This window comes from Janthinobacterium sp. BCJ23 (assembly GCF_059617945.1).
In genome coordinates this window covers 1,146,978-1,168,105 of the sequence record NZ_JCAQAW010000002.1, presented here as the reverse complement: position 1 = coordinate 1,168,105, position 21,128 = coordinate 1,146,978, and the positions used below count along the sequence as shown (strand labels likewise).

Below are 21,128 nucleotides of genomic sequence, written 5' to 3'. Positions count from 1 at the left end.
ACTTCTTGCAGCGGGCCAACTCTATATCCATACAGGCGCCCACGCTGCATGACTACAGGGACATTGGGCGTGAGGACAGAGCGCGAGTATGATCAGTTACTGGTCGAGCGGGTGCAGGCCGGCGACAAACGGGCATTTGATGTGCTGGTATCGAAATACCAGCGCCGCTTGATGCGCCTCGTGTCGCGCCTTGTGCATGACCCGGCGGAGGCCGAAGATGTGGTGCAGGAAACCTTTATCAAGGCATACCGGGCGCTGCGCCATTTTCGCGGTGAGGCCGCCTTTTATACCTGGCTGTACCGCATCGGCATCAATACGGCCAAGAATTATCTTGTCACACAGGGGCGCCGCGCCGCCACGTCCAGCGATACCGACGCCGAGCAGGCGGAGTCCTTCGATGATGGCAATAAATTGCGCGACAACAATACACCCGAATCGGTGCTGGCCAGCAAGCAGATTGCGGCCACCGTCAATGCGGCCATGGATGTACTGCCCATCGAATTGCGCACGGCCATCGTGCTGCGCGAGATCGAGGGCCTGAGCTATGAAGAAATATCGGAGATCATGGCGTGCCCCATCGGCACCGTGCGCAGCCGGATTTTTCGCGCGCGCGAAGTGATTGCGGAGAAATTGAAACCGTTGCTGGACATGCCAATTGACAAGCGCTGGTAATCTGGGAGTATGAGGTTGGCATGGCTGTGTCCGGTTTCCGCACCGATCCCTTTGAAATGGCAGGACCCATCATGGATACGCATACAAGATTGCACGAGACTATTTCCGCCCTGGCCGATGGCGAGCTGGCGGCGAGCGAACTCGAACTGGCTTTTGCCGCCCTTGACACGGATGAGGGGCGGCAGATCTGGGATGCCTATCGCCATATCGGTGACGTGCTGCGCTCGGAGCAGTGCGGCCATGCACTGAGCGCCCAGTTCGATGCGCGCCTGGCCAGCCGCCTGGCCGCCGAGGCGGCGCCTGAGGGGCCGGCTACCCATGCCGAGCCGCTGCTGCCGCTGTCCGCCGCCATCGTGCCGCCGGGCACTGCCGAGCCGCTGGAGGCGGGGCCGCTGGCGCAACGCTAAGAACTGTTTGCCATCTTATGCCAGGCTTAACGTTCCTGTCGCCCTCTTGACACTGGAGTTCGGTACGATTGACACTGTGCGCAGGCAATATCTTGCTTTTGCGATATATTGTTGCTGCCATGCGCGCTGCCGGGTGTGTTTGCCCCCCGGGATTCCGTCGTGACGGCCAATCATGCACGCAGGCAATAGTCTGATCCGCGGTTTGATCCGTTTCTATATTCGAGAAGATCTTTTCCATGAAAAAAAACATGTGTGCTGCCAGCAAGTCGTTTTCAGTGAAGACGCTTTCCGCCTTATTGTTCGGTACGGCTGGCGTCTTTTTTGCCCCCTCCATGCTGGACCTGGCGCCACAGGCGCAGGCCGCCGTGCCGGCCGTGAAATTGCCTGATTTCTCGGACCTGGTCGATGCCGTCGGCCCGGCCGTCGTGAATATCCGCACCACCGAGCGCCTGAAAATGAACGGCGCCGGCGTCGGCAGCCAGGATGAACAGGAAATGCAGGAATTCCTGCGCCGCTTCTTTGGCGGCGCCATGCCGACGCCGCGCCAGCAGGCGCCACGCGGCGGCGGCCGCCGTGCCGTGCCGCAGGAACAGGAAGTGCAGCGCGGTGTCGGTTCCGGCTTCATCATCTCGGCCGATGGCTACGTGCTGAGCAATGCCCACGTGGTCGACGGCGCCGATGAAGTCTACGTGACCCTGACGGACAAGCGCGAATTCAAGGCCAAGGTGATCGGCGCCGATGCGCGGACCGACGTGGCCCTGCTGAAAATCGAGGGCGGCAACTTGCCGCGCCTGACCATCGGCGACTCCAACAAGATACGTGTGGGCGAGTGGGTCATCGCCATCGGTTCGCCGTTCAACCTGGAAAACTCGGTGACGGCTGGCATCATTTCCGCCAAATCACGCGACACGGGCGACTATTTGCCGCTGATTCAAAGCGACGTTGCCGTCAATCCCGGCAACTCGGGCGGTCCGCTGATCAATATGCGCGGCGAAGTGATCGGCATCAATTCGCAGATCGCCACCTTGTCCGGCGCCTACAATGGCATTTCGTTTGCCGTGCCCATCGATGAAGCCATGCGCGTGGGCGAGCAGCTGAAAAAGACGGGTAAAGTCGTGCGCGGCCGCATCGGCGTGCAGATCGGTGAAGTGAGCAAGGACGTGGCGGAATCGCTGGGCTTGCCGAATGCCAAGGGCGCGCAAGTATCGATGGTGGAGCCGGGCGGTCCCGCCGACAAGGCGGGTATCAAGCCGGGCGACATCATCCTGAAATTCAACGGCGCTCAGATCGAGCGCTCCTCCGACCTGCCGCGCCTGGTGGGTGGCGCCGCCGTCAACGGCAAGTCCACGCTCACCGTGTGGCGCAAGGGGGCGCAGCAGGACATCCCCGTCACCGTCGTCGAGCTGGAAAGCGAGAAAACGGCGAAGAAGAGCGCCAAGGAGCCGGAAGCGCAAGCTGTCAATGCCCTGGGGCTGAAGGTCAGCGACGTGCCGGCCGCGAAGAAGCAGGAACTGAAGATCGACGCGGGCGTGCAGGTCGACGAGGCCGATGGCGTGGCGGCCCTGGCCGGCCTGCAGCCTGGCGATGTGATCTTGCAACTGAATAACGTTGCAGTGAAAGACGCCAGGCAGTTCAATGCCCTGGTCGCCAAGCTCGATCCGAAGAAGACGTCGGCCTTGCTGGTGCGCCGTGGCGACGTGGCGCAATTCGTTTCGCTGCGCCCGTCGGCGAAGTAACTATGTGATCATCCCGCATTCCGGCCGCAGCCGGGATGCGGTATCCTGCCCGCCATGCACTTCACCCTCTATTCCCGCAGTTATTGCCACCTTTGTCAGGACATGCTCGACGCCTTGCTCCTGCTGCAGCCGCCCGGAAAACCGTTCACGGTGGACGTGATCGACATCGATGCATCGCCCGACGCCTCGCTGCTGGCCCGTTTCGATGAGCTGGTGCCGGTGCTGTTCGGCGACCTGGCGCAGCCCGAGCTCTGCCATTATTTCCTTGACGAGGCGGCCGTGCGCCGCTGCCTGGTGTAGCTTGATTGTCAATATTGACACTGCATTGCACCATTCTGGTGCTGAAAACAGCCGAAAATGTCGGCTTGCCCCGGTGTCGGCCTCATAAGACGGGCTTTCTACTCTGAAATCCGGTAAAATGGGGAGGTCGAAAAAGCTACTGTCCGAGGCAGCAGCTTCTGTCGCTTCAAAAGCGCTCGCCTGGGCATGCAGATGTCCTGCTCGGAGCGCTTTTTTCATCATGAGTGGGGTGCCCGGTTTTGGCCCGGCTTGGCCCGAGCATGATCCCCATGATTCCTGTTAAAGCAGTGTCGTCAACTTCGCACTTATATTAGTTAATGAACAACATACGCAATTTCTCCATCATCGCCCATATTGACCACGGTAAATCGACCCTGGCTGACCGCATCATTCAATTGTGCGGCGGCTTGTCCGACCGCGAGATGGAGGCGCAGGTGCTCGATTCGATGGATCTGGAGCGCGAGCGCGGCATTACCATCAAGGCGCAAACGGCGGCCCTGCATTACAAGGCGCGCGATGGCCAGATCTATAATCTGAACCTGATCGATACGCCGGGCCACGTCGACTTCAGCTATGAAGTGTCGCGCTCGCTGTCGGCGTGCGAAGGCGCGCTGCTGGTCGTGGACGCGTCGCAAGGCGTGGAAGCGCAAACGGTCGCCAACTGCTACACGGCGCTGGACCTGGGCGTGGAAGTGGTACCCGTGCTGAACAAGATCGACTTGCCGAACGCGGACCCGCCGAGCGCCATTGCCGAGATCGAAGACGTGATCGGCATCGATGCGGGCGACGCCGTGCATTGCTCGGCCAAGACGGGCTTTGGCGTGCTGGACGTGCTCGAGCAACTGATCGTCAAGGTGCCGCCACCGAAGGGCGACCCCGATGCGCCGCTGCAGGCGCTGATCGTCGACTCCTGGTATGACGCCTATGTGGGCGTGGTCATGCTGGTGCGCGTCATCAACGGTACCCTGAAACCGAAAGACAAGATTCGCCTGATGGCCACTGATTCGGTGCAGCTGGTGGAAGACATTGGCGTGTTTTCGCCACGTTCGCAATCCTTGCCGCAATTGTCGGCAGGCCAGGTGGGCTTCATCATCGCCGGCATCAAGGAATTGAAAGCGGCGAAAGTGGGTGACACCGTCACCCTGGCCAACCGTCCTGCCGCCGCGCCATTGCCTGGCTTCAAGGAAGTGCAGCCGCAAGTGTTCGCCGGCCTGTTCCCCGTGGAAGCGAACCAGTACGACGCGCTGCGCGACTCGCTGGAAAAGCTGAAACTGAACGACGCGGCCCTGATGTACGAGCCGGAAGTGTCGCAGGCGCTGGGCTTCGGCTTCCGCTGCGGCTTCCTGGGCTTGCTGCACATGGAAATCGTGCAGGAGCGCCTCGAGCGCGAATTCGACATGGACCTGATCACCACGGCGCCAACCGTGGTATACGAAGTGATCCAGCGCGACGGCACCATGATCAACGTCGACAATCCATCGAAGATGCCCGATCCGTCGCGCATCGAGGAAGTGCGCGAGCCTATCGTCACGGTCAATCTGTACATGCCGCAGGAATATGTGGGCTCCGTGATTACCTTGTGTATCGGCAAGCGCGGTATCCAGATGGACATGAGCTACCACGGCCGCCAGGTCAAGCTCGTGTATGAAATGCCGATGGCCGAGATCGTGCTGGACTTCTTCGACCGCCTGAAATCGACGTCGCGCGGCTATGCCTCGATGGATTACGAGTTCAAGGAATACCGCGCGGCCGACGTGGTCAAGGTCGACATGCTGATCAACAGCGAAAAAGTCGATGCGCTGGCCATCATCGTCCACCGTTCGAACAGCCAGTACCGTGGCCGCCAGGTGGCTGCCAAGATGCGTGAACTGATCCCGCGCCAGATGTTCGACGTGGCGATTCAAGCGACCATCGGCGCGAACATCATTTCGCGCGAGAACGTAAAAGCCTTGCGCAAGAACGTCTTGGCCAAGTGCTATGGCGGCGACATCAGCCGCAAGAAAAAATTGCTGGAAAAACAAAAAGCGGGTAAGAAACGCATGAAGCAAGTGGGTTCCGTGGAGATCCCGCAAGAAGCATTCCTGGCAATTTTACAAGTGGATGGTTAATCAATGAACCTGCAAGTGATTTTAGGAAATTTCGCTTTAATCCTGTTCGTGCTGATGGTGTTGACGGGCCTGGTCTGGTGCCTCGATGTGTTTTATCTGTCCAAGCAGCGCCGCAAGGCGGCCGACCGCGCCTTGGCTGAATTCGATGCGCGCCAGTCCAAGCTGGCCGCCGAGGGCATCAAGTCCGATGCCGGCGGCAGCCGCGCGAGCATCGAGGCGGCCCTGTTGCGCCAGCCGACCTGGGTCGAGTATTCGGGCAGCTTCTTCCCCGTCATCGCGCTCGTGTTCTGCCTGCGCTCGTTCCTGTACGAGCCGTTCAAGATCCCGTCGAGCTCGATGGTGCCGACCTTGCTGGTGGGCGATCTGATTCTGGTGAACAAGTTCACCTATGGCATTCGTTTGCCGATCGTCAACAAGCGCATCATTGAAGTCAACGATCCGCAGCGCGGCGACGTGATGGTGTTTAAGTACCCGAAAGACATGTCGCAAGACTATATCAAGCGCGTGATCGGTGTACCCGGTGATAAAATCACCTATGAAAACAAGCGCTTGACTGTCAACGGCAAGGAAGTGGCGTACACGCCGCTGGACGACTATCTGGACGATGAAAGCACGGTCTACCACAAGCAGCTGGAAGAAAACCTGACGGGTGTGAGCCACCGCATCCTCAACGACGAGCCTGCTCCAACGTTGAACTTGCGCGAAGTGAAGGATTTCCCGCACAAGGATGCGTGCAACTACAACGAAGACGGTTTTACGTGTGTAGTGCCACAAGGCAATTACTTCATGATGGGCGATAACCGCGACAATAGCGCGGACAGCCGCTACTGGGGCTTCGTGCCGAACGAGAACATCGTCGGCAAGGCTTTCCTGGTGTGGATGAACTTCAGCAATCCGAAACGAGTGGGCGGCATACACTAGGCCGTCCCTATGGCTGCCGCGCCGATTCCCCGCGCGGCGGCCAGCCGAATTACTCAGATGACACAGAAACAACAATGAATCTTCAGCTATTGCAAACCCGTTTAGGCTATACGTTCCAGGATGCTGGCCTGTTGCAGCAAGCCTTGACGCATCGTAGCCACAGCAGTTTGCATAACGAGCGGCTGGAATTCCTCGGCGACTCCATCCTCAACTGCGTGGTCGCTTCCATCCTGTACGAACGCTTCAAGTCCATCGACGAGGGCGATTTGTCGCGCCTGCGCGCCAACCTGGTGAAACAGCAGTCGCTGTATGAAATCGCGCAAAAGCTGGAATTGTCGCAATTTTTGCGCCTGGGCGAAGGCGAACTGAAATCGGGCGGCTTCCGCCGTCCATCGATCCTCGCCGACACCCTGGAAGCCTTGCTGGGCGCCATCTTCCTCGACACGGGCTTCGATGCGGCCAGCACGGTGATCCGCGCCTTCTACATCCCCATCCTCGACTCGGTCGATCCGCAAACCCTGGGCAAGGATGCCAAGACCCTGCTGCAGGAGTTTTTGCAAAGCAAGAAAATTTCGCTGCCACAGTACAACGTGGTGGCTACCCACGGCGCCGCCCACAGCCAGGAATTCGAGATCGAATGCCTGGTGCCGAAATTGAACATCCAGGTTTACGGCCGTGGCGGAAGCCGCCGCGCCGGTGAGCAAGCCGCCGCCAAACTGGCGCTGGACGTGGCCGAGCAGGCGCTGCTGAAGTCGCCTGCCGCCAGCCGCAAGCCCAAACCGCGCGCCGCCCAGCTCAAGCTGGCCGGCATTGCCACCATCCAGAGCGACGACGCGCAAGCCCCGGCTGCACCGGCGATCGCCGCTCACACTAAACAGAATCGACACTAGCATGACAGCCACCAAAATGCCCGACAACTTCCGCTGCGGCTATATCGCCATCGTGGGCCGCCCGAACGTGGGCAAATCGACCCTGATGAACGTGCTGATCGGCGCGAAGGTCAGCATCACTTCGCGCAAGGCGCAAACCACGCGCCACCGTATCACGGGCATCCAGACGGTGCCGGACGCGCAGTTCATCTACGTCGACACGCCTGGCTTCCAGACGCGCCACTCGAATGCGCTGAACAAGACGCTGAACAAGACCGTCACCAACACCCTGATTTCCTCGGACGTGATTTTGTACGTGATCGAGGCGGGCACGTTTGGCCCGGCCGACCAGCAAGTGATGGACCTGCTGCCGAAGGAAGTGCCATGCATCCTCGTCATCAATAAATCGGACCGCGTGAAAGACAAGGCCGTGCTGCTGCCGTTCGCGCAAAAGGTCGCCGCCATGCGCGACTTCGCCGCCATCGTGCCCGTCTCGGCCAAGCTGCACTTCCAGCTGGAAGGCTTGCAGAACGAAATCAAGCGCTTCCTGCCCGAAAACCAGCCGATCTTTGGCCCGGACGACATCACGGACCGCAGCGAGAAATTCCTCGCTTCGGAAATCGTGCGCGAAAAACTGTTCCGCTTCGTCGGCGACGAACTGCCGTACACGAGCACCGTCTTGATCGAGAAATTCGAGCAGGAAGGCGATCTGCGCCGCGTGTTCGCCGCCATCCTGGTCGAACGCGATACGCACAAGTCCATGATTATCGGCAACAAGGGTGCGCGCCTGAAGGAAGTCTCCACCCAGGCCCGCCTGGATATGGAAAAGCTGTTCGGCGGCCCCGTGTACCTGGAAATCTGGGTCAAGGTCAAGTCGGGCTGGGCCGACAACGAGGCGGGCTTGCGCGCCTACGGCTACGAGTAATCCGCAACCCGGGGGCGACGCCACACGCATGAGCACCACCACGCCAGCGCTGCACGATCCTGCGCCAGCCTCCATCGTTGTCCCCGCACCGGCGGCCATTGCGCCGCCGGCCGCAACTCCCGCATCCGCCGCGCCCCGGCGCAGCCGTCCGCCCGCGCGCGACGGCAAGGTCACGGGCCAGCCCGCCTTCGTGCTGCACAGCTATCCGCATAAAGAAACCAGCCTCATCGTCGACGTGTTTACGCGCGAGTACGGCCGCATCGCGCTCGTCGCCAAGGGCGCCAAGCGGCCCCATTCGCAGTTGCGCGGTGTGCTGCAGACGTTCCAGCCGCTGCAGGCGGGCTGGACGGGCAAGTCCGAACTGCGCATTCTCACGGGCGCCGAGTGGGTGGGTGGCATGCTGCCGCTGGAAAAGACCGCCTTGCTGTGCGGCTTTTATCTGAACGAATTGCTGGTGAAACTGCTGGCGCGCGACGACCCGCATCCCGTCCTGTTCGACCACTACGTTGCGACCTTGAATCAACTGGCGCACAATGAGCCGCCGCCCATCGTGCTGCGCAAGTTCGAGCGCGCCCTGCTCAAGGAAACGGGCGTGGCGGCCGACCTGACGCGCTGCACGGGCACGCGCCAGGCCGTCGATGCGGGGCAGGTGTACGTGGTCGACCCGGAACGGGGGCCGCGTCCGGCGCGCGCCGCCGACGCCTGGCCCAAGATCACAGGCAAGACCCTGCTCGACATGGAGCGCGAAGATTATCTTGACGTGGCCACGCAGGCGCAAAGCAAGCTGCTGATGCGCTTTTTGCTGGCCCATCAACTGGGTGGCGCCACCTTGAATACGCGCCAGATACTGATCGATTTAATGCAGCTGTAATAGATTTCAGCACTTTACGGACACCATCATATGAGCTTTTTGCAGCCTTCCGGCCCCGTCATCGACCTGGGCGTCAATATCGACCACGTGGCTACCTTGCGCAATGCGCGCGGCACCGCGTATCCGGACCCGATCCGCGCGGCCCTGCTGGCCGAACAGGCGGGCGCCGACGCCATCACCCTGCATTTGCGTGAAGACCGCCGCCACATCAAGGATGCGGACGTCATCGCCATCGCGCCGCAGCTGCTTACGCGCATGAATCTGGAAGCGGCCGTGACGCAGGAGATGATCGATTTCGCCTGTCGCATCCGCCCGGCGGACGTCTGCCTGGTACCGGAAAAGCGTACGGAAGTGACGACCGAAGGGGGCCTGGACGTGGTGCGCTACTTCAAGGAAGTGCAGGCGGCCGTGAAACAATTGCAGGACGAGGGCATCCGCGTGAGCCTGTTCATCGATGCGGACGAGCAGCAGATCGCCGCCGCAGCTGAATTGGGCGCACCCGTGATCGAGTTGCACACGGGCCGCTATGCGGATACGCAAGGCGCCGAGCAGCTGGCCGAGCTGGAGCGCATCAAGGCGGGCGTGCTGTTCGGCGTGGGCCGCGGCTTGAAAGTCAATGCGGGCCACGGCTTGCATTACACCAATGTGCAGGCGATTGCCGCCATTCCCGATATTGCGGAACTGAACATCGGCCACGCCATCGTCGCGCATGCCGTGTTTGTCGGCTGGGAAAACGCCGTGCGCGAAATGAAGGCCATCATGGTGGCCACGCGCATCGCCAGCAAAGCATAAGCGCGCACAAAGGAGGCAGCATGATCTACGGCATCGGTACCGATATCTGCAAGATCCCCCGCATCGAGGCGGCCCTGGCGCGCCACGGCGAGCGTTTCGCGAAAAAGATACTGGGGCCGCAGGAGCTGGAAAAATTCCGCGCCCGCAGCGCCAAGAACGCCGTGCGCGGCGTGCGCTTTCTCGCCACGCGCTTCGCGGCCAAGGAGGCGTTTTCCAAGGCCATCGGCCTGGGCTTGCGCATGCCGATGACCTGGCCCGCCGCGCAGATGCTGAACCACCCGAGCGGCAAACCGATGATCGTCTGCAGCGGCGTGCTGGCGGACTTCATGGAAAAACACCGGCTGAGCGCGCAAGTGACGATCAGCGATGAAGAAGAGTATGCGGTCGCGTTCGTGATCGTGGAGCAAGCAGATGCCGGGGTCAGACCCGGCGGGTCTGACCCCAAACCGAGCCAGCAATGACCGAAGCAAGCCCAGAATCTACCTTGGCGGAGACGCCGCCCGACCCACGTGCGCAGGTGCTGGCCACCGTCGCCAAGCTGCCGAACCTGCCCGGCGTGTACCGCTATTTCGACGCGGCCGACAAGGTGCTGTACGTCGGCAAGGCGCGCGACTTGAAAAAGCGCGTCTCGAGTTACTTCCAGAAAAACCTGGCCAGCCCCCGCATCGCCATGATGGTCGAGCGCATCGCGCGCCTGGAAACGACCGTCACGCACAGCGAGGCGGAAGCCCTGATCCTGGAAAACAACCTGATCAAGGCGCTGCAGCCGCGCTACAACATCCTGTTCCGCGATGATAAATCGTATCCGTATCTGAAAATCACGAATGGCGATGCGCCGCGCATGGTGTATTACCGGGGAGCGGTGGACAAGAAAAACCAGTATTTCGGGCCGTTCCCCAGTTCGTGGGCCGTTAAGGAATCGATGCAGATCCTGCAAAAGGTGTTCCTCATCCGCACCTGCGAGGACAGCGTCTACGCGAACCGCACGCGGCCCTGCCTGCTGCACCAGATCGGCCGCTGCAGCGCGCCGTGCGTGGACCTGATCAGCAAGGAAGACTACAAGAACGACGTGGAAAACGCGGCGCGCTTCCTGCGCGGGCGCCAGAGCGAAGTGCTGGCCGACCTGGAAAAGAAGATGCATGCGTTTGCCGCCGAGCTGAAATTCGAGCAGGCCGTGGTGGTGCGCAACCAGATCGCTTCGCTGTCGCGCGTGCTGCACCAGCAAAGCATGGAAACGACGGGCGACGCCGACGTCGACATCATCGCCGTGCTGGTGCAGGGCGGGCGCGCCTGCGTCAACCTGGCCATGGTGCGCGGTGGGCGCCACCTGGGCGACCGTGCGTATTTCCCCAGCCAGCTCAGCGATGCGGCGGCGATTGCCGAGGAAGCCATCGAGGTGGAAGTGCTGGCCGCCTTCCTGGCCCAGCACTACACGGAAAAATTCATTCCCGGCACCCTGATCCTGAATATTGAATTCGACCAGCCGGCCCTGATGGTGGCGCTGATGGAGCAGTGCGGCCACCGCATCAACCTGATTTTCCAGCCGCAGGGGCAGCGCCGCCAATGGCTGGAGATGGCGCAGAAGGGCGCCGAGATTTCGCTGGCGCGCTTGTTGTCCGAGCAGGGTTCGCAGCAGTCGCGCACGCGCGCGCTGGCCGAAGCGTTGCGCCTGGAAACAGAAGATCTCGACAGCCTGCGCGTCGAGTGCTTCGACATCAGCCACACGCAGGGCGAGGCGACGCAGGCCTCGTGCGTCGTGTTCCATCACCACGCCATGCAGAACGGCGAGTACCGGCGCTACAACATCAACGACATCACGCCCGGCGACGATTACGCGGCCATGCGCCAGGTCCTCATGCGCCGTTATGAAAAGGTGGCGAATGGCGACGGCATCATGCCCGACGTGGTCTTGATCGACGGCGGCAAGGGACAGATCGAGATGGCGCGCCAGGTGTTTGCCGAGCTGGGACTCGATATCAGCTTGATTGTCGGCGTGGCCAAAGGGGAGGGGCGCAAGGTGGGCCTGGAAACCCTGCTGTTCGTCGATGGCCGCGCGGCGCAGGAACTGGGCAAGGAATCGGCGGCCCTGATGCTGATCGCGCAAATCCGCGACGAGGCGCACCGCTTTGCCATTACCGGCATGCGCGCCAAGCGGGCGAAGACGCGCCAGACCTCGCGCCTGGAAGAGATCGAAGGCATCGGCGCCAAGCGCCGCCAGAAACTGCTGTCGCGCTTTGGCGGCTTGCGCGGCGTGGTCGACGCCAGCGTCGAGGACCTGATGTCAGTGGAGGGGATTTCCACGCAACTCGCGGAAGAGATCTACAAGCAATTACATTGATGGATCAATGGCCTGGTCCGGTGTTGCGGCAACCGGACTAGGCTAATACCCCTGGGCCATGTAGACTAGTGGCGCTTTCTTCATACTTTCTTCATATTCAATTTACCCGTCGGCCGATTGCTCTCTTATGCCTTTTAATATTCCCATCCTTCTGACCTGGCTGCGCGTGGCCCTGATTCCGCTTGTCGTCGGCGTTTTTTACCTGCCGCCGTCGATGCTGCTGCATGGCGACCAGAACCTGGTTGCCACCCTGGTCTTCATCGTTGCGGCCGTGACCGACTGGTTCGACGGCTTCCTCGCGCGCCGCTGGAACCAGACGTCGGCCTTCGGCGCCTTCCTCGACCCGGTCGCAGACAAGCTGATGGTGGCAGGCGCCTTGCTGGTGCTGGTGCAGCTGGACCGTGTCAATGCCGTGCTGGCCTTCATCATCATCGGCCGCGAAATCACGATTTCCGCGCTGCGCGAATGGATGGCGCAGATCGGCGCATCGAAATCGGTGGCCGTCAGCTCGATCGGCAAGATCAAGACGGCCGCGCAAATGACGGCCATTCCCTTGCTGCTGTACCACGAAGTGATCTTTGGCGCGATCGACACCCACGTGTGGGGCGAAAAGCTGCTGTGGATCGCCTGCGTGCTGACGGTGTGGTCGATGTTCTATTACTTGCGCCTGGCATGGCCGCTCATCAAGGAAAAGGCCGGCAATCTGCATTAAGGCCGCTCCGCCTAGCTACTGCGCAGCGCACTCTCGCGTCTCCGTTGCTCGCTGTACCTTCGTACAGCTCCGCTACTCAACACGATATTGCGCTTGCTCGCTACGCTATTCGGAGGACCTTAAGACGGTATTGGCTACTTTCTGCGGAATATTTTGCAAAAGACCAGATATTGCCCGTTGACAGCCCCTGTAATCCCTCTATAATGCTGGCCTGTTGTTGATGACGCGGGAGTAGCTCAGTTGGTAGAGCGCAACCTTGCCAAGGTTGAGGTCGAGAGTTCGAGACTCTTCTCCCGCTCCAGTTTTCTGGATCGTGTCATAGGTAAAAACAGCGAATGCAGTAAAAAGTAGCACTGGCGATGTAGTAGAGCTTCTGATACAATGTTGTCCACTGCGGGAGTAGCTCAGTTGGTAGAGCGCAACCTTGCCAAGGTTGAGGTCGAGAGTTCGAGACTCTTCTCCCGCTCCAGTGAACACTGGATCAGCAGTAAAGCAGCGCTGGTAAACGGTAGTAAAAAGCAGTAAAATAGCGGTTCGTATGCGGGAGTAGCTCAGTTGGTAGAGCGCAACCTTGCCAAGGTTGAGGTCGAGAGTTCGAGACTCTTCTCCCGCTCCAGCGATAGCTGAAGCAGTACAGCAAGATGGCAGTAGCAGAAAATAGAAGCTCCAATGCGGGAGTAGCTCAGTTGGTAGAGCGCAACCTTGCCAAGGTTGAGGTCGAGAGTTCGAGACTCTTCTCCCGCTCCAGAATTCTAAAGGGAAGCTAAGCTGGCTTCCTTTTTTTATCCGCCGCGGTACGCGGCGCGATTAGGCGGTAACCAAGCTCCAATGCGGGAGTAGCTCAGTTGGTAGAGCGCAACCTTGCCAAGGTTGAGGTCGAGAGTTCGAGACTCTTCTCCCGCTCCAGTTTTCAAGGTGGGCCGCGAGGCGCATCCAAGCAGTTCCTCTGGCGAGGTAGCAAAGAGGTTATGCAGCGGCCTGCAAAGCCGTTTAGACGGGTTCGATTCCCGTCCTCGCCTCCAAATAAGTGCATGTGATACATGTGCAAATAAAAAAGCCCACTTCGGTGGGCTTTTTTTCGTCTGTGGCGACGTCGCGGTGTATCTCTGCGCCGGCTGCAGTCGGCGGTAATCAAATAAATGGTTTATATTTATTTGGTTTCCGGGAAATGACTAACCGACAGTAATCTGTGGATCCCAATAAAAATAACCATACAGGCTTTGCGTCTGGCCATCGTCATTCAGGCTATATACGGCAATATAGACGTAGAAATTTTCCGTGCCCGATTTGGATACCTGCGCCGTGAAATTGGAGAAATTGCGCGATTGCTGTACGGCCGGCAAACCATTCGAGGAATCCGTATTCGGCACGGCCGCATTTCTCCGTGTAATGGTATTGGAAACAAAGGTATTGAAGACCTTGTCGCCATTCCAGTAATTGATGCCGTAGACAATGACGGCCGAATCGGCATTGTCATAGATGGAAGCGCCGGTGAACGAGACGAAGTCGCCCACATTGGCCTTGAAGCTCAGGTCGGCGGTACCTTGCCCGCTATTGATGCCGCGCAGGTCGGTGGCAATCATGTACTGGCTGGTATGCACCAGACCCACAGGCTTGGTTTGGTCGGGACTCGTCTGACGTGGATGCTGGGCCATGATCAGATCGGTGTCTATTACAACGAGAATGTTGATTGTAATATTACTGGCATATAATTGCGCGTCGGTCATGATTCCTCCTGAGTTTCCCTACTCGTCTGGCTTTTCGGATACGCCCCGTTTTTTAATGTGGTCAACAGTCTCCACCACTGCTGAGTAGAATAGTGGAGAAAATTGAATAGATACTCTCCAATTGAAACGGCGGCGGTTATTTAAAATATTCCCCTTAAATTGTTTTTATTTTAAAAATAAAACTATTGGAAACATTATTTGCTTGCCAGTGTCCGCTCCCGCTGCGCGCCGCCGCGCCGTCCATCGGGCCCGGCTGCATCTTGTATAATGTGTGCAGGCTCGGCAGCGCCGCATGGCGCTGCTGAATCTTCCTCTGTCCGCCAATCCCATGTAGTCACCGACGATTTTCCTCTGCGTGCGACCTCGGCATGGCTTCGTTTTGACGACCGCTGGCATGGCTGCGCCCGATGACTGTGCATCGTGCGCGCATTTCTCTGTTCCGACCCTGGATGTGTATCAATGATCAACGCAACTTTTCGGGATGAGTGGTTCTCGAACATACAAAAAAACGTCCTGGCGGGGCTGACCACCTCATTCGCGCTGGTGCCCGAATGCATCGCCTTTGCCCTCGTGGCGCAACTGAATCCCCTGATGGGCCTGTATGGCGCCTTCATCATTTGCGCATTCACTGCCATCTTTGGCGGGCGCCCCGGCATGATTTCGGGCGCCGCCGGTTCCATGGCCGTCGTCATCGTGGCGCTCGTGGCCCAGCATGGCGTGCAATATCTGCTGGCCACCGTGGTGCTAAGCGGCATCATCATGGCGCTGTTCGGCATCTTGCGCCTTGGAAAACTGATCCGTATGGTGCCGTACCCGGTGATGCTGGGCTTCGTGAATGGCCTGGCCATCGTCATCGCCATGGCCCAGCTAGAACATTTTCGTCAGGCCACGCCGCAAGGCGAAACCTGGCTGCAAGGCAGCCCTTTGTATGTGATGAGCGCGCTGGTGCTGCTCACCATGGCCATCGTCTACGTGCTGCCGCGCATCACGAAGGCCGTGCCGCCCGCGCTGGTGGCCATCCTCGGCGTGGGTGTGCTCAGCCATTTCTTGCAGCTGCCCACGCGCACCCTGGGCGATCTTGCGCATATCGCCGGCGGCTTGCCGACATTCCACTGGCCCACGGTGCCGCTGGACATGGCGACCTTGCACATCATCTTCCCGTACGCGGCCCTGATGGCCATGGTGGGCTTGCTGGAAACCTTGCTCACTTTTAATCTTACCGATGAGATGACTGAAACGCGGGGCCAGCCGAACCGCGAATGCATCGCCCTCGGCGCATCGAACGTCGTTTCGGGCCTGTTTGGCGGCATGGGCGGCTGCGCCATGATCGGGCAGACGATGATCAACCTGAGCTCGGGCGGCCGCTCGCGCCTGTCGGGCGTGACGGCCGGCGTGATGATCCTGCTATTCATCCTGTTCCTGTCGCCGCTGATCGAGCGCATCCCGCTGGCCGCTTTGGTCGGCGTGATGTTCGTCGTGGCGCAGCAGACGTTTGCCTGGGGCTCGCTGCGCGTGCTGGGCAAGGTGCCGTTGCAGGATGCGCTGGTGATCGTCGCCGTGACGGTGATCACCGTGTTCACGGACCTGGCGCTGGCCGTGCTGTGCGGCATCGTGATTGCCGCCTTGAATTTCGCCTGGCAACATGCGCGCGACATGCGTGCCGACATCGATGACACTGGCGCGGGCGTGCGCGTGTACCTGCCGTACGGCACCTTGTTTTTCGCCTCCACCACGCACTTCCTGGAACTGTTCCAGGCGGCGACCGACCCGGCCCGTGTCATCCTCGATTGCCGGCACCTGCACATGGCCGATCACTCGGCCATCGCCGCCATCGAAGCCTTGTATGAGCGTTATGAAAAGGCGGGCAAGCATTTGCAGGTGACGCATTTGTCTCCCCGCAACCAGGCCTTGCTGCAGCGGGCTGGTGTCGATGTGAGCGTGGCGTAAAATAGGCGATTGTTGAATGTCTGTGGAGTGTGAATGCTGTCGTACGAACAAGAGCAATTATTGCAGCAAAGCCAAACGGCTTTTGATGCCTACTATGACGCGCTGGGCGCGTCGCTGGTGAACTTTGTCGAGCGCCTGGGCATCCAGCCCGCGCACGAAGTGCTGACCAATGCGGCCGAATACCTGCCGTACATCGACGCGGCCATGCGCACCATCGTCATCCGCGACGAAAGCTGGCAGTGGGTGAAAACCATGCTCGGCTACTTTATCGGCGAATACTTCGTGCAAGGCCATGCGGGTTGCTGGTATGTGGAAACGCGGGCGGAATCGCCGCATTTTTGCCGCACCATGGTGGGCGGCTTCGAGCATGGCTTGCCAGCGGACGCCGCCATCGATCCGGAAGCGCTGGCGCTGGAATTCCTGGGACAATCCGTGCCGCGCGAACTGGCGGCACTGATCGCCCAAGCGCAAGCCCGCGCGGCTTGATGCCGCAGGGCTTGCTGAAGAAAATTTAGAACTCTTCCCACTCGCCTTCGGCCGGTGCCGTTGCCTTGCTGCTGGTGCGTGTCACGGGCAGGCGCAGGGCAGGGGCCGATGCCTTGCGGGCCGGTGCGGCCGCAGTTGTCGGAGTGGCCGGCGCGCTGCGTTGTGCCGCTTTCACGCTGAAACGGTCGGTCGCCGCCGCATTGGCATCGAGGCGGAAGACGCTGACCACCTGCGCCAGTTCGCTCGCCTGTTCCTGCATCGCTTCGGCCGCTGCCGACGCTTCTTCCACCAGCGCCGCATTTTGCTGTGTCACTTGATCCATTTCGGAAATGGCCTGGTTGACTTGCTCGATGCCCGCGCTCTGCTCTTCGCTAGCGTTGCTGATCTCGCTCATGATCGACGTGACGAAGCCGATGCTTTGCACGATTTCTTCCATCGTCTTGCCGGCCTTGTCGACCAGGTCCGTGCCCACGTCGACTTTTTGCACGGAGTCGTCGATCAAGCCCTTGATTTCTTTTGCCGCCGCTGCCGAGCGTTGCGCCAGGTTGCGCACCTCGGTTGCCACGACGGCGAAGCCGCGGCCCTGTTCGCCGGCGCGCGCCGCTTCCACGGCTGCGTTCAGTGCCAGGATGTTGGTCTGGAAGGCGATGCCGTCGATGACGGAAATGATGTCGACGATTTTCTTCGACGAGGTATTGATCTCGCCCATGGTGGCGACCACTTCGGCCACCACGGCGCCGCCACGGCTGGCGATGCCGGCCGCGTCGCCGGCCAGTTTATTCGCCTGGCGCGCGTTGTCCGCGTTTTGCTTGACGGTCGAGGTCAGTTCTTCCATCGATGACGCTGTTTCTTCCAGCGAACTGGCTTGCTGCTCCGTGCGCGACGACAGGTCCTGGTTGCCGGCGGCGATTTCCGCCGATGCCGTGGCGATGGTGTCGGTGCCGCTGCGCACTTGTCCCACGATGCCGACGAGGCTGTCGTTCATGGTTTTCAGGGCATGCATCAGCTGGCCCGTTTCATCGCGGCCTTGCGCTGTGATGGTGCTGGTGAGGTCGCCCGCTGCCACGGTTTCCGCCACTTTCACGGCAGCGCGGATGGGGCCGGTGATCGAGCGCGTGATCCACCACGCGAAGCCGATGCCCATCAGCACGGCCAGCACGCCCATGGTGATCAGGAAGACACGGGTGCCGCTGTAGGCTTCGATGATGCTGTTGCCGACGCCGTCGGCAGCCTTGATCTGCATGGTGGCAAAGCGTTTGACTTCGGCCAGATAGGCCACGGTGATCGGCGCGACTTCCTTGTCGAACACGACCTTGGCGCCCGCCATGTCGCCGTCGGCCTTCATCTTGAAGGCGCGTGCGCGCGTCGTCACGTAGTCGGTGCGCACCTTGCGCACGACCTTGAATTGCTCGATCACGGCCGGGTTGAGCAGGGAGGCGACGATGTCGTCCTGCAGCTTGCTGGAACGCTCCGCATCGACTTTCAAGTCTTCCTCGATCTTCGCGCGCACGACAGGATCGGTAATCTCGAACGAGGCGACGCCGCGTACGCTGTTGAGTTCAATGATCTTCGACCATTCGGCCACCATGCGCTGGTTCTTGATGCTGGTATTGATGAGGCGGTAAGTCAGGTCGCTGGCCGTTTGCATGCGCACGAGGGCGGTGATGGTCAAGGCGGCAAGCAACAGCAATACGACAGCAAAGCCGACGCCAAGGCGGCTGCCGATGTTCAGGTTTTTCATGTAATTCCTAACAGTTTAATAGTCATGATCGCCGCCGCCAGCAGGGGCGGACAGGCGCCGCAAGGCGCAGGGGATCGGGGTCTTCGGGTGCCGCGTGATGGCTGTGCGGCGCGCCGCGCTGAGCGTGGCGTTGGAGGTGAAGCAAGGGGCATGTCGGTCAGGCTGACCGCTGCCCAGCAAGGCGCAAGTATAGCATTGACGCAGAGAAATAGTTTTTCAAAGCAATTTTAATTATTTTTTGATATTGATTTCCTGTTGTGTTTTTACATCAAGTACCTAGTCCATAAGTACTATCACTTACAGAAGTGCTTACTTTACGCAGGCTTGCCTGATAAAATACTAATGATAATCATTCGTATTAAAACATCGACCAGGGAATTGTATGCAGCAACGTCGCAAGCCAGGATTCAAACCGATCACCATCGCCGTACTGGGCGCCTTGACCTTGGGAGCCACGCCATTGGCGGCTTGGGCGCAGGAAAGTTTGCCCGCCGTCACCGTGACGGCATCGAAGGACAAGGATGGCTATGTCGCCGCCACCTCCGCCAGCGGCACCAAGACGGAAATGGCCCTGCGCGACGTGCCGCAGACGATCAACGTGGTGCCGGCCGCCGTCATCCGCGACCAGAACGCCATGTCGATCCAGGACATCATGAAGAACATCCCCGGCGTGGGCTTGTCCACGGGCGACGGCCAGCGCGACCAGATATTCATCCGCGGCTTCACGGCCATCGGCGACCAGTTCGTCGACGGCTTCCGCGATGACGCCTTGTATTTCCGCGACCTGTCGAATGTGGAGCGCCTGGAAGTGATCAAGGGACCGGCCGCCGTGCTGTACGGCCGCGGTTCCTCGGGTGGCCTGGTGAACCGCATCACCAAGAAGCCAGGTATCGATATCACGGACGTGGCCGTGAGCCTGACCAACACGGCAGGGCGCCGCGGCGAAGTCGACGTGGGCCGTGTCGGCGAGACGGTGGACTGGCGCTTCACTGGCGCGCGCGAATTGTCGGACAGCTACCGCGACCAGCAATTCATCAACCGCACGGCGCTGTCGCCTTCCGTCGCCATCCGCCTCTCCGGCGCCACCAAATTGCTGCTGCAGGGCGATTACCTGGAAGACCGCCGCCTGACGGACTTCGGCATCCCGTCCTACCAGGGCCGTCCCGTCGCCGTCGATGCGCGCACCTATTTTGGCGCCGCGAATGCCCGCGATGCGGACTTCAGCCAGTCGCGCGTCGTGTCCACGGCCGCCACCCTGACGCACAAGTTCAGCGATAGCTTGTCGCTGCGCAATGCCTTCCGCTACTACGATTACCACCTGGATCGCAATAACACGAATATTTCCGGCAACGTCAACGAAGTCAAGGGCACGATGAGCCTCGGTCACGCCAAGCTGAACCGCGACGAGAGCGGCTGGTTCAACCAGACGGAACTGACGCAAAAGCTGGTCACGGGCACCTTGCGCCATGAAGTGCTGTACGGCGCCGAGTTCGGCAAGCAAAACAAGGATGCGTCGAGCTGGGCGTCGACCGTCGTGGCGACGAATGTGTCGATCTTCCATCCCGTCCTGCCGCAGGTCAACCGCAGCAAGCTGGGCGCGCGCAGCGATACCTTCGGTACCTATGACACGGCCGCCGCCTACGTGCAGGACGCCATCAGCATCAGCGACGAGTGGAAGGCGCTGGCCGGCCTGCGCTACGACCGCTACAAGCAGCAGTCGCGCCTGGCCAATGCGCTTGGTGTGACGACGGCCAATCTGTCGCGCACGGATTCGGCTTACAGCCCCCGCGCCGGCCTCGTCTGGCAACCGGGCGCGACGCAGTCGTACTACGCGTCGTGGAGCCGCTCGTTCCAGCCTAGCGGCGAGAATTTCGCCCTGGCCGCGAATAATGCCGACCTGGCGCCGGAAACCACGCGCAACACGGAAGTGGGCGCCAAGTACGACCTGTGGGGCGGCCGCGCCAACGCCACCGTGTCGCTGTTCCGCCTGGAACGCGACAATATCAAGACCAGCGACCCGATCACGAACCGCATCGTGCCGGTCGGCACGCAGCGCACGGATGGCCTGGAGCTGACCTTCAACGCGGACTTGCACGATGGCTGGAAAATGATGGCCGGCTACGCCTACCTGGACGCCACCATCACCGACTCCATCGCCGTCGACCGCAGCGTGAATGCGCCGGGCACGACGACGCCGAGCGCCGTCGCCATCAAGGGCAAGCGCGCTACTTTGACGGCGCGCAACATGGCCAACTTGTGGGTGACGAAAGACCTGGGCCACGGCTTCACGGTGGGCGGTGGCGCGAATGCCGTCGGCAGCCGCTTCGCCAATCAGGGCAACACGGTGGTGCTGCCAGGCTACGTGACGGCCGACGTCATGGCCGCGTACCGCACGGGCCGCTATGAAGTGCAGCTGAACGTCAACAATATCGGCGACACGCGCTACATCGTGTCGGGTCACGGTTCCAGCCCGAACCTGAGCTTGCCGGGCGCGCCGCGCAATGTGGCGCTGACCTTGCGCTATAGCCTGTAACTTTTTCTGCCCCCGAAAACCCGCTTGCGAGCGGGTTTTTTGC

General features: G+C 60.5%; 18 protein-coding genes and 6 tRNA genes. 22 read left to right on the top strand and 2 right to left on the bottom strand.

Annotated features, from left to right (window positions below; translation table 11 throughout):
* The first annotated feature begins 48 nt into the window (after positions 1-48).
* The 19 genes from rpoE (at position 49) to AC54AG_RS11215 (ending at position 13,673) form a co-directional block, all read left to right on the top strand.
* A complete protein-coding gene (gene rpoE / locus AC54AG_RS11305) occupies positions 49-672 on the top strand; it encodes an RNA polymerase sigma factor RpoE (protein WP_034749631.1) in 624 nt (207 codons plus the stop codon).
* A 71-nt stretch (positions 673-743) separates the two neighbouring features.
* The gene (locus AC54AG_RS11300; RefSeq protein ID WP_496630352.1) at positions 744-1,079 is read left to right on the top strand and encodes a sigma-E factor negative regulatory protein; all 336 of its coding nucleotides are present in this window, start codon (positions 744-746) and stop codon (positions 1,077-1,079) included.
* Between the two features lie 236 nt (positions 1,080-1,315).
* Positions 1,316-2,815, top strand: a complete 1,500-nt coding sequence (locus AC54AG_RS11295) for a DegQ family serine endoprotease (RefSeq protein WP_070302034.1) — start codon at positions 1,316-1,318, stop codon at positions 2,813-2,815.
* Between the two features lie 54 nt (positions 2,816-2,869).
* Positions 2,870-3,115: a glutaredoxin family protein gene (locus AC54AG_RS11290; protein ID WP_046683970.1), complete on the top strand. Its 246-nt coding sequence runs from the start codon at positions 2,870-2,872 to the stop codon at positions 3,113-3,115.
* 317 nt (positions 3,116-3,432) lie between these two features.
* Positions 3,433-5,223 (top strand): translation elongation factor 4, encoded by a 1,791-nt coding sequence (gene lepA / locus AC54AG_RS11285; protein WP_034749621.1) that lies wholly within the window; start codon positions 3,433-3,435, stop codon positions 5,221-5,223.
* Between the two features lie 3 nt (positions 5,224-5,226).
* A complete protein-coding gene (gene lepB, locus AC54AG_RS11280; protein ID WP_034749618.1) occupies positions 5,227-6,144 on the top strand; it encodes a signal peptidase I in 918 nt (305 codons plus the stop codon).
* 74 nt (positions 6,145-6,218) lie between these two features.
* A complete protein-coding gene (gene rnc / locus AC54AG_RS11275; RefSeq protein ID WP_034749615.1) occupies positions 6,219-7,034 on the top strand; it encodes a ribonuclease III in 816 nt (271 codons plus the stop codon).
* 1 nt (position 7,035) lies between these two features.
* Complete coding sequence (gene era, locus AC54AG_RS11270; protein WP_046683972.1) at positions 7,036-7,938, top strand: GTPase Era; 903 nt, start codon at positions 7,036-7,038, stop codon at positions 7,936-7,938.
* A 28-nt stretch (positions 7,939-7,966) separates the two neighbouring features.
* Entirely contained in the window at positions 7,967-8,809 is an 843-nt protein-coding gene (gene recO, locus AC54AG_RS11265; protein ID WP_070302032.1) for a DNA repair protein RecO, read from the top strand.
* 30 nt (positions 8,810-8,839) lie between these two features.
* Positions 8,840-9,601 (top strand): pyridoxine 5'-phosphate synthase, encoded by a 762-nt coding sequence (gene pdxJ / locus AC54AG_RS11260; protein ID WP_331777915.1) that lies wholly within the window; start codon positions 8,840-8,842, stop codon positions 9,599-9,601.
* Positions 9,602-9,621: 20 nt separating this feature from the next.
* Positions 9,622-10,062: a holo-ACP synthase gene (acpS, locus tag AC54AG_RS11255; protein ID WP_070302030.1), complete on the top strand. Its 441-nt coding sequence runs from the start codon at positions 9,622-9,624 to the stop codon at positions 10,060-10,062.
* Positions 10,059-11,939, top strand: a complete 1,881-nt coding sequence (uvrC, locus tag AC54AG_RS11250) for an excinuclease ABC subunit UvrC (protein WP_496630348.1) — start codon at positions 10,059-10,061, stop codon at positions 11,937-11,939. The genes acpS and uvrC overlap by 4 nt, the downstream gene beginning before the upstream one ends.
* A gap of 127 nt (positions 11,940-12,066) precedes the next feature.
* Positions 12,067-12,651 (top strand): CDP-diacylglycerol--glycerol-3-phosphate 3-phosphatidyltransferase, encoded by a 585-nt coding sequence (gene pgsA, locus AC54AG_RS11245; RefSeq protein WP_034749601.1) that lies wholly within the window; start codon positions 12,067-12,069, stop codon positions 12,649-12,651.
* 225 nt (positions 12,652-12,876) lie between these two features.
* Positions 12,877-12,952: transfer RNA gene (locus AC54AG_RS11240), tRNA-Gly, on the top strand.
* A 92-nt stretch (positions 12,953-13,044) separates the two neighbouring features.
* Positions 13,045-13,120, top strand: a tRNA-Gly gene (locus AC54AG_RS11235).
* 71 nt (positions 13,121-13,191) lie between these two features.
* Positions 13,192-13,267 (top strand) — tRNA-Gly (locus AC54AG_RS11230).
* Between the two features lie 55 nt (positions 13,268-13,322).
* Positions 13,323-13,398: transfer RNA gene (locus AC54AG_RS11225), tRNA-Gly, on the top strand.
* Positions 13,399-13,481: 83 nt separating this feature from the next.
* Positions 13,482-13,557: transfer RNA gene (locus tag AC54AG_RS11220), tRNA-Gly, on the top strand.
* A 42-nt stretch (positions 13,558-13,599) separates the two neighbouring features.
* Positions 13,600-13,673: transfer RNA gene (locus AC54AG_RS11215), tRNA-Cys, on the top strand.
* 150 nt (positions 13,674-13,823) lie between these two features.
* Here AC54AG_RS11215 and AC54AG_RS11210 read toward each other — a convergent pair.
* On the bottom strand, positions 13,824-14,378 hold the full coding sequence (locus tag AC54AG_RS11210; RefSeq protein ID WP_034756648.1) for an inclusion body family protein: 555 nt from the start codon (positions 14,376-14,378) through the stop codon (positions 13,824-13,826).
* A gap of 459 nt (positions 14,379-14,837) precedes the next feature.
* Between AC54AG_RS11210 and AC54AG_RS11205 the strand changes: the two genes are divergently transcribed.
* Both AC54AG_RS11205 and AC54AG_RS11200 read left to right on the top strand, forming a co-directional pair.
* A complete protein-coding gene (locus tag AC54AG_RS11205) occupies positions 14,838-16,325 on the top strand; it encodes a SulP family inorganic anion transporter (RefSeq protein WP_034756651.1) in 1,488 nt (495 codons plus the stop codon).
* A 33-nt stretch (positions 16,326-16,358) separates the two neighbouring features.
* Complete coding sequence (locus AC54AG_RS11200; RefSeq protein ID WP_051991793.1) at positions 16,359-16,811, top strand: hypothetical protein; 453 nt, start codon at positions 16,359-16,361, stop codon at positions 16,809-16,811.
* 25 nt (positions 16,812-16,836) lie between these two features.
* On the opposite strand, the gene AC54AG_RS11195 is transcribed toward AC54AG_RS11200, so the two are convergent.
* Positions 16,837-18,552 (bottom strand): methyl-accepting chemotaxis protein, encoded by a 1,716-nt coding sequence (locus AC54AG_RS11195; protein WP_338679223.1) that lies wholly within the window; start codon positions 18,550-18,552, stop codon positions 16,837-16,839.
* Positions 18,553-18,934: 382 nt separating this feature from the next.
* Between AC54AG_RS11195 and AC54AG_RS11190 the strand changes: the two genes are divergently transcribed.
* Positions 18,935-21,085: a TonB-dependent receptor gene (locus tag AC54AG_RS11190; RefSeq protein WP_496630344.1), complete on the top strand. Its 2,151-nt coding sequence runs from the start codon at positions 18,935-18,937 to the stop codon at positions 21,083-21,085.
* The last annotated feature ends 43 nt before the right edge of the window (positions 21,086-21,128 follow it).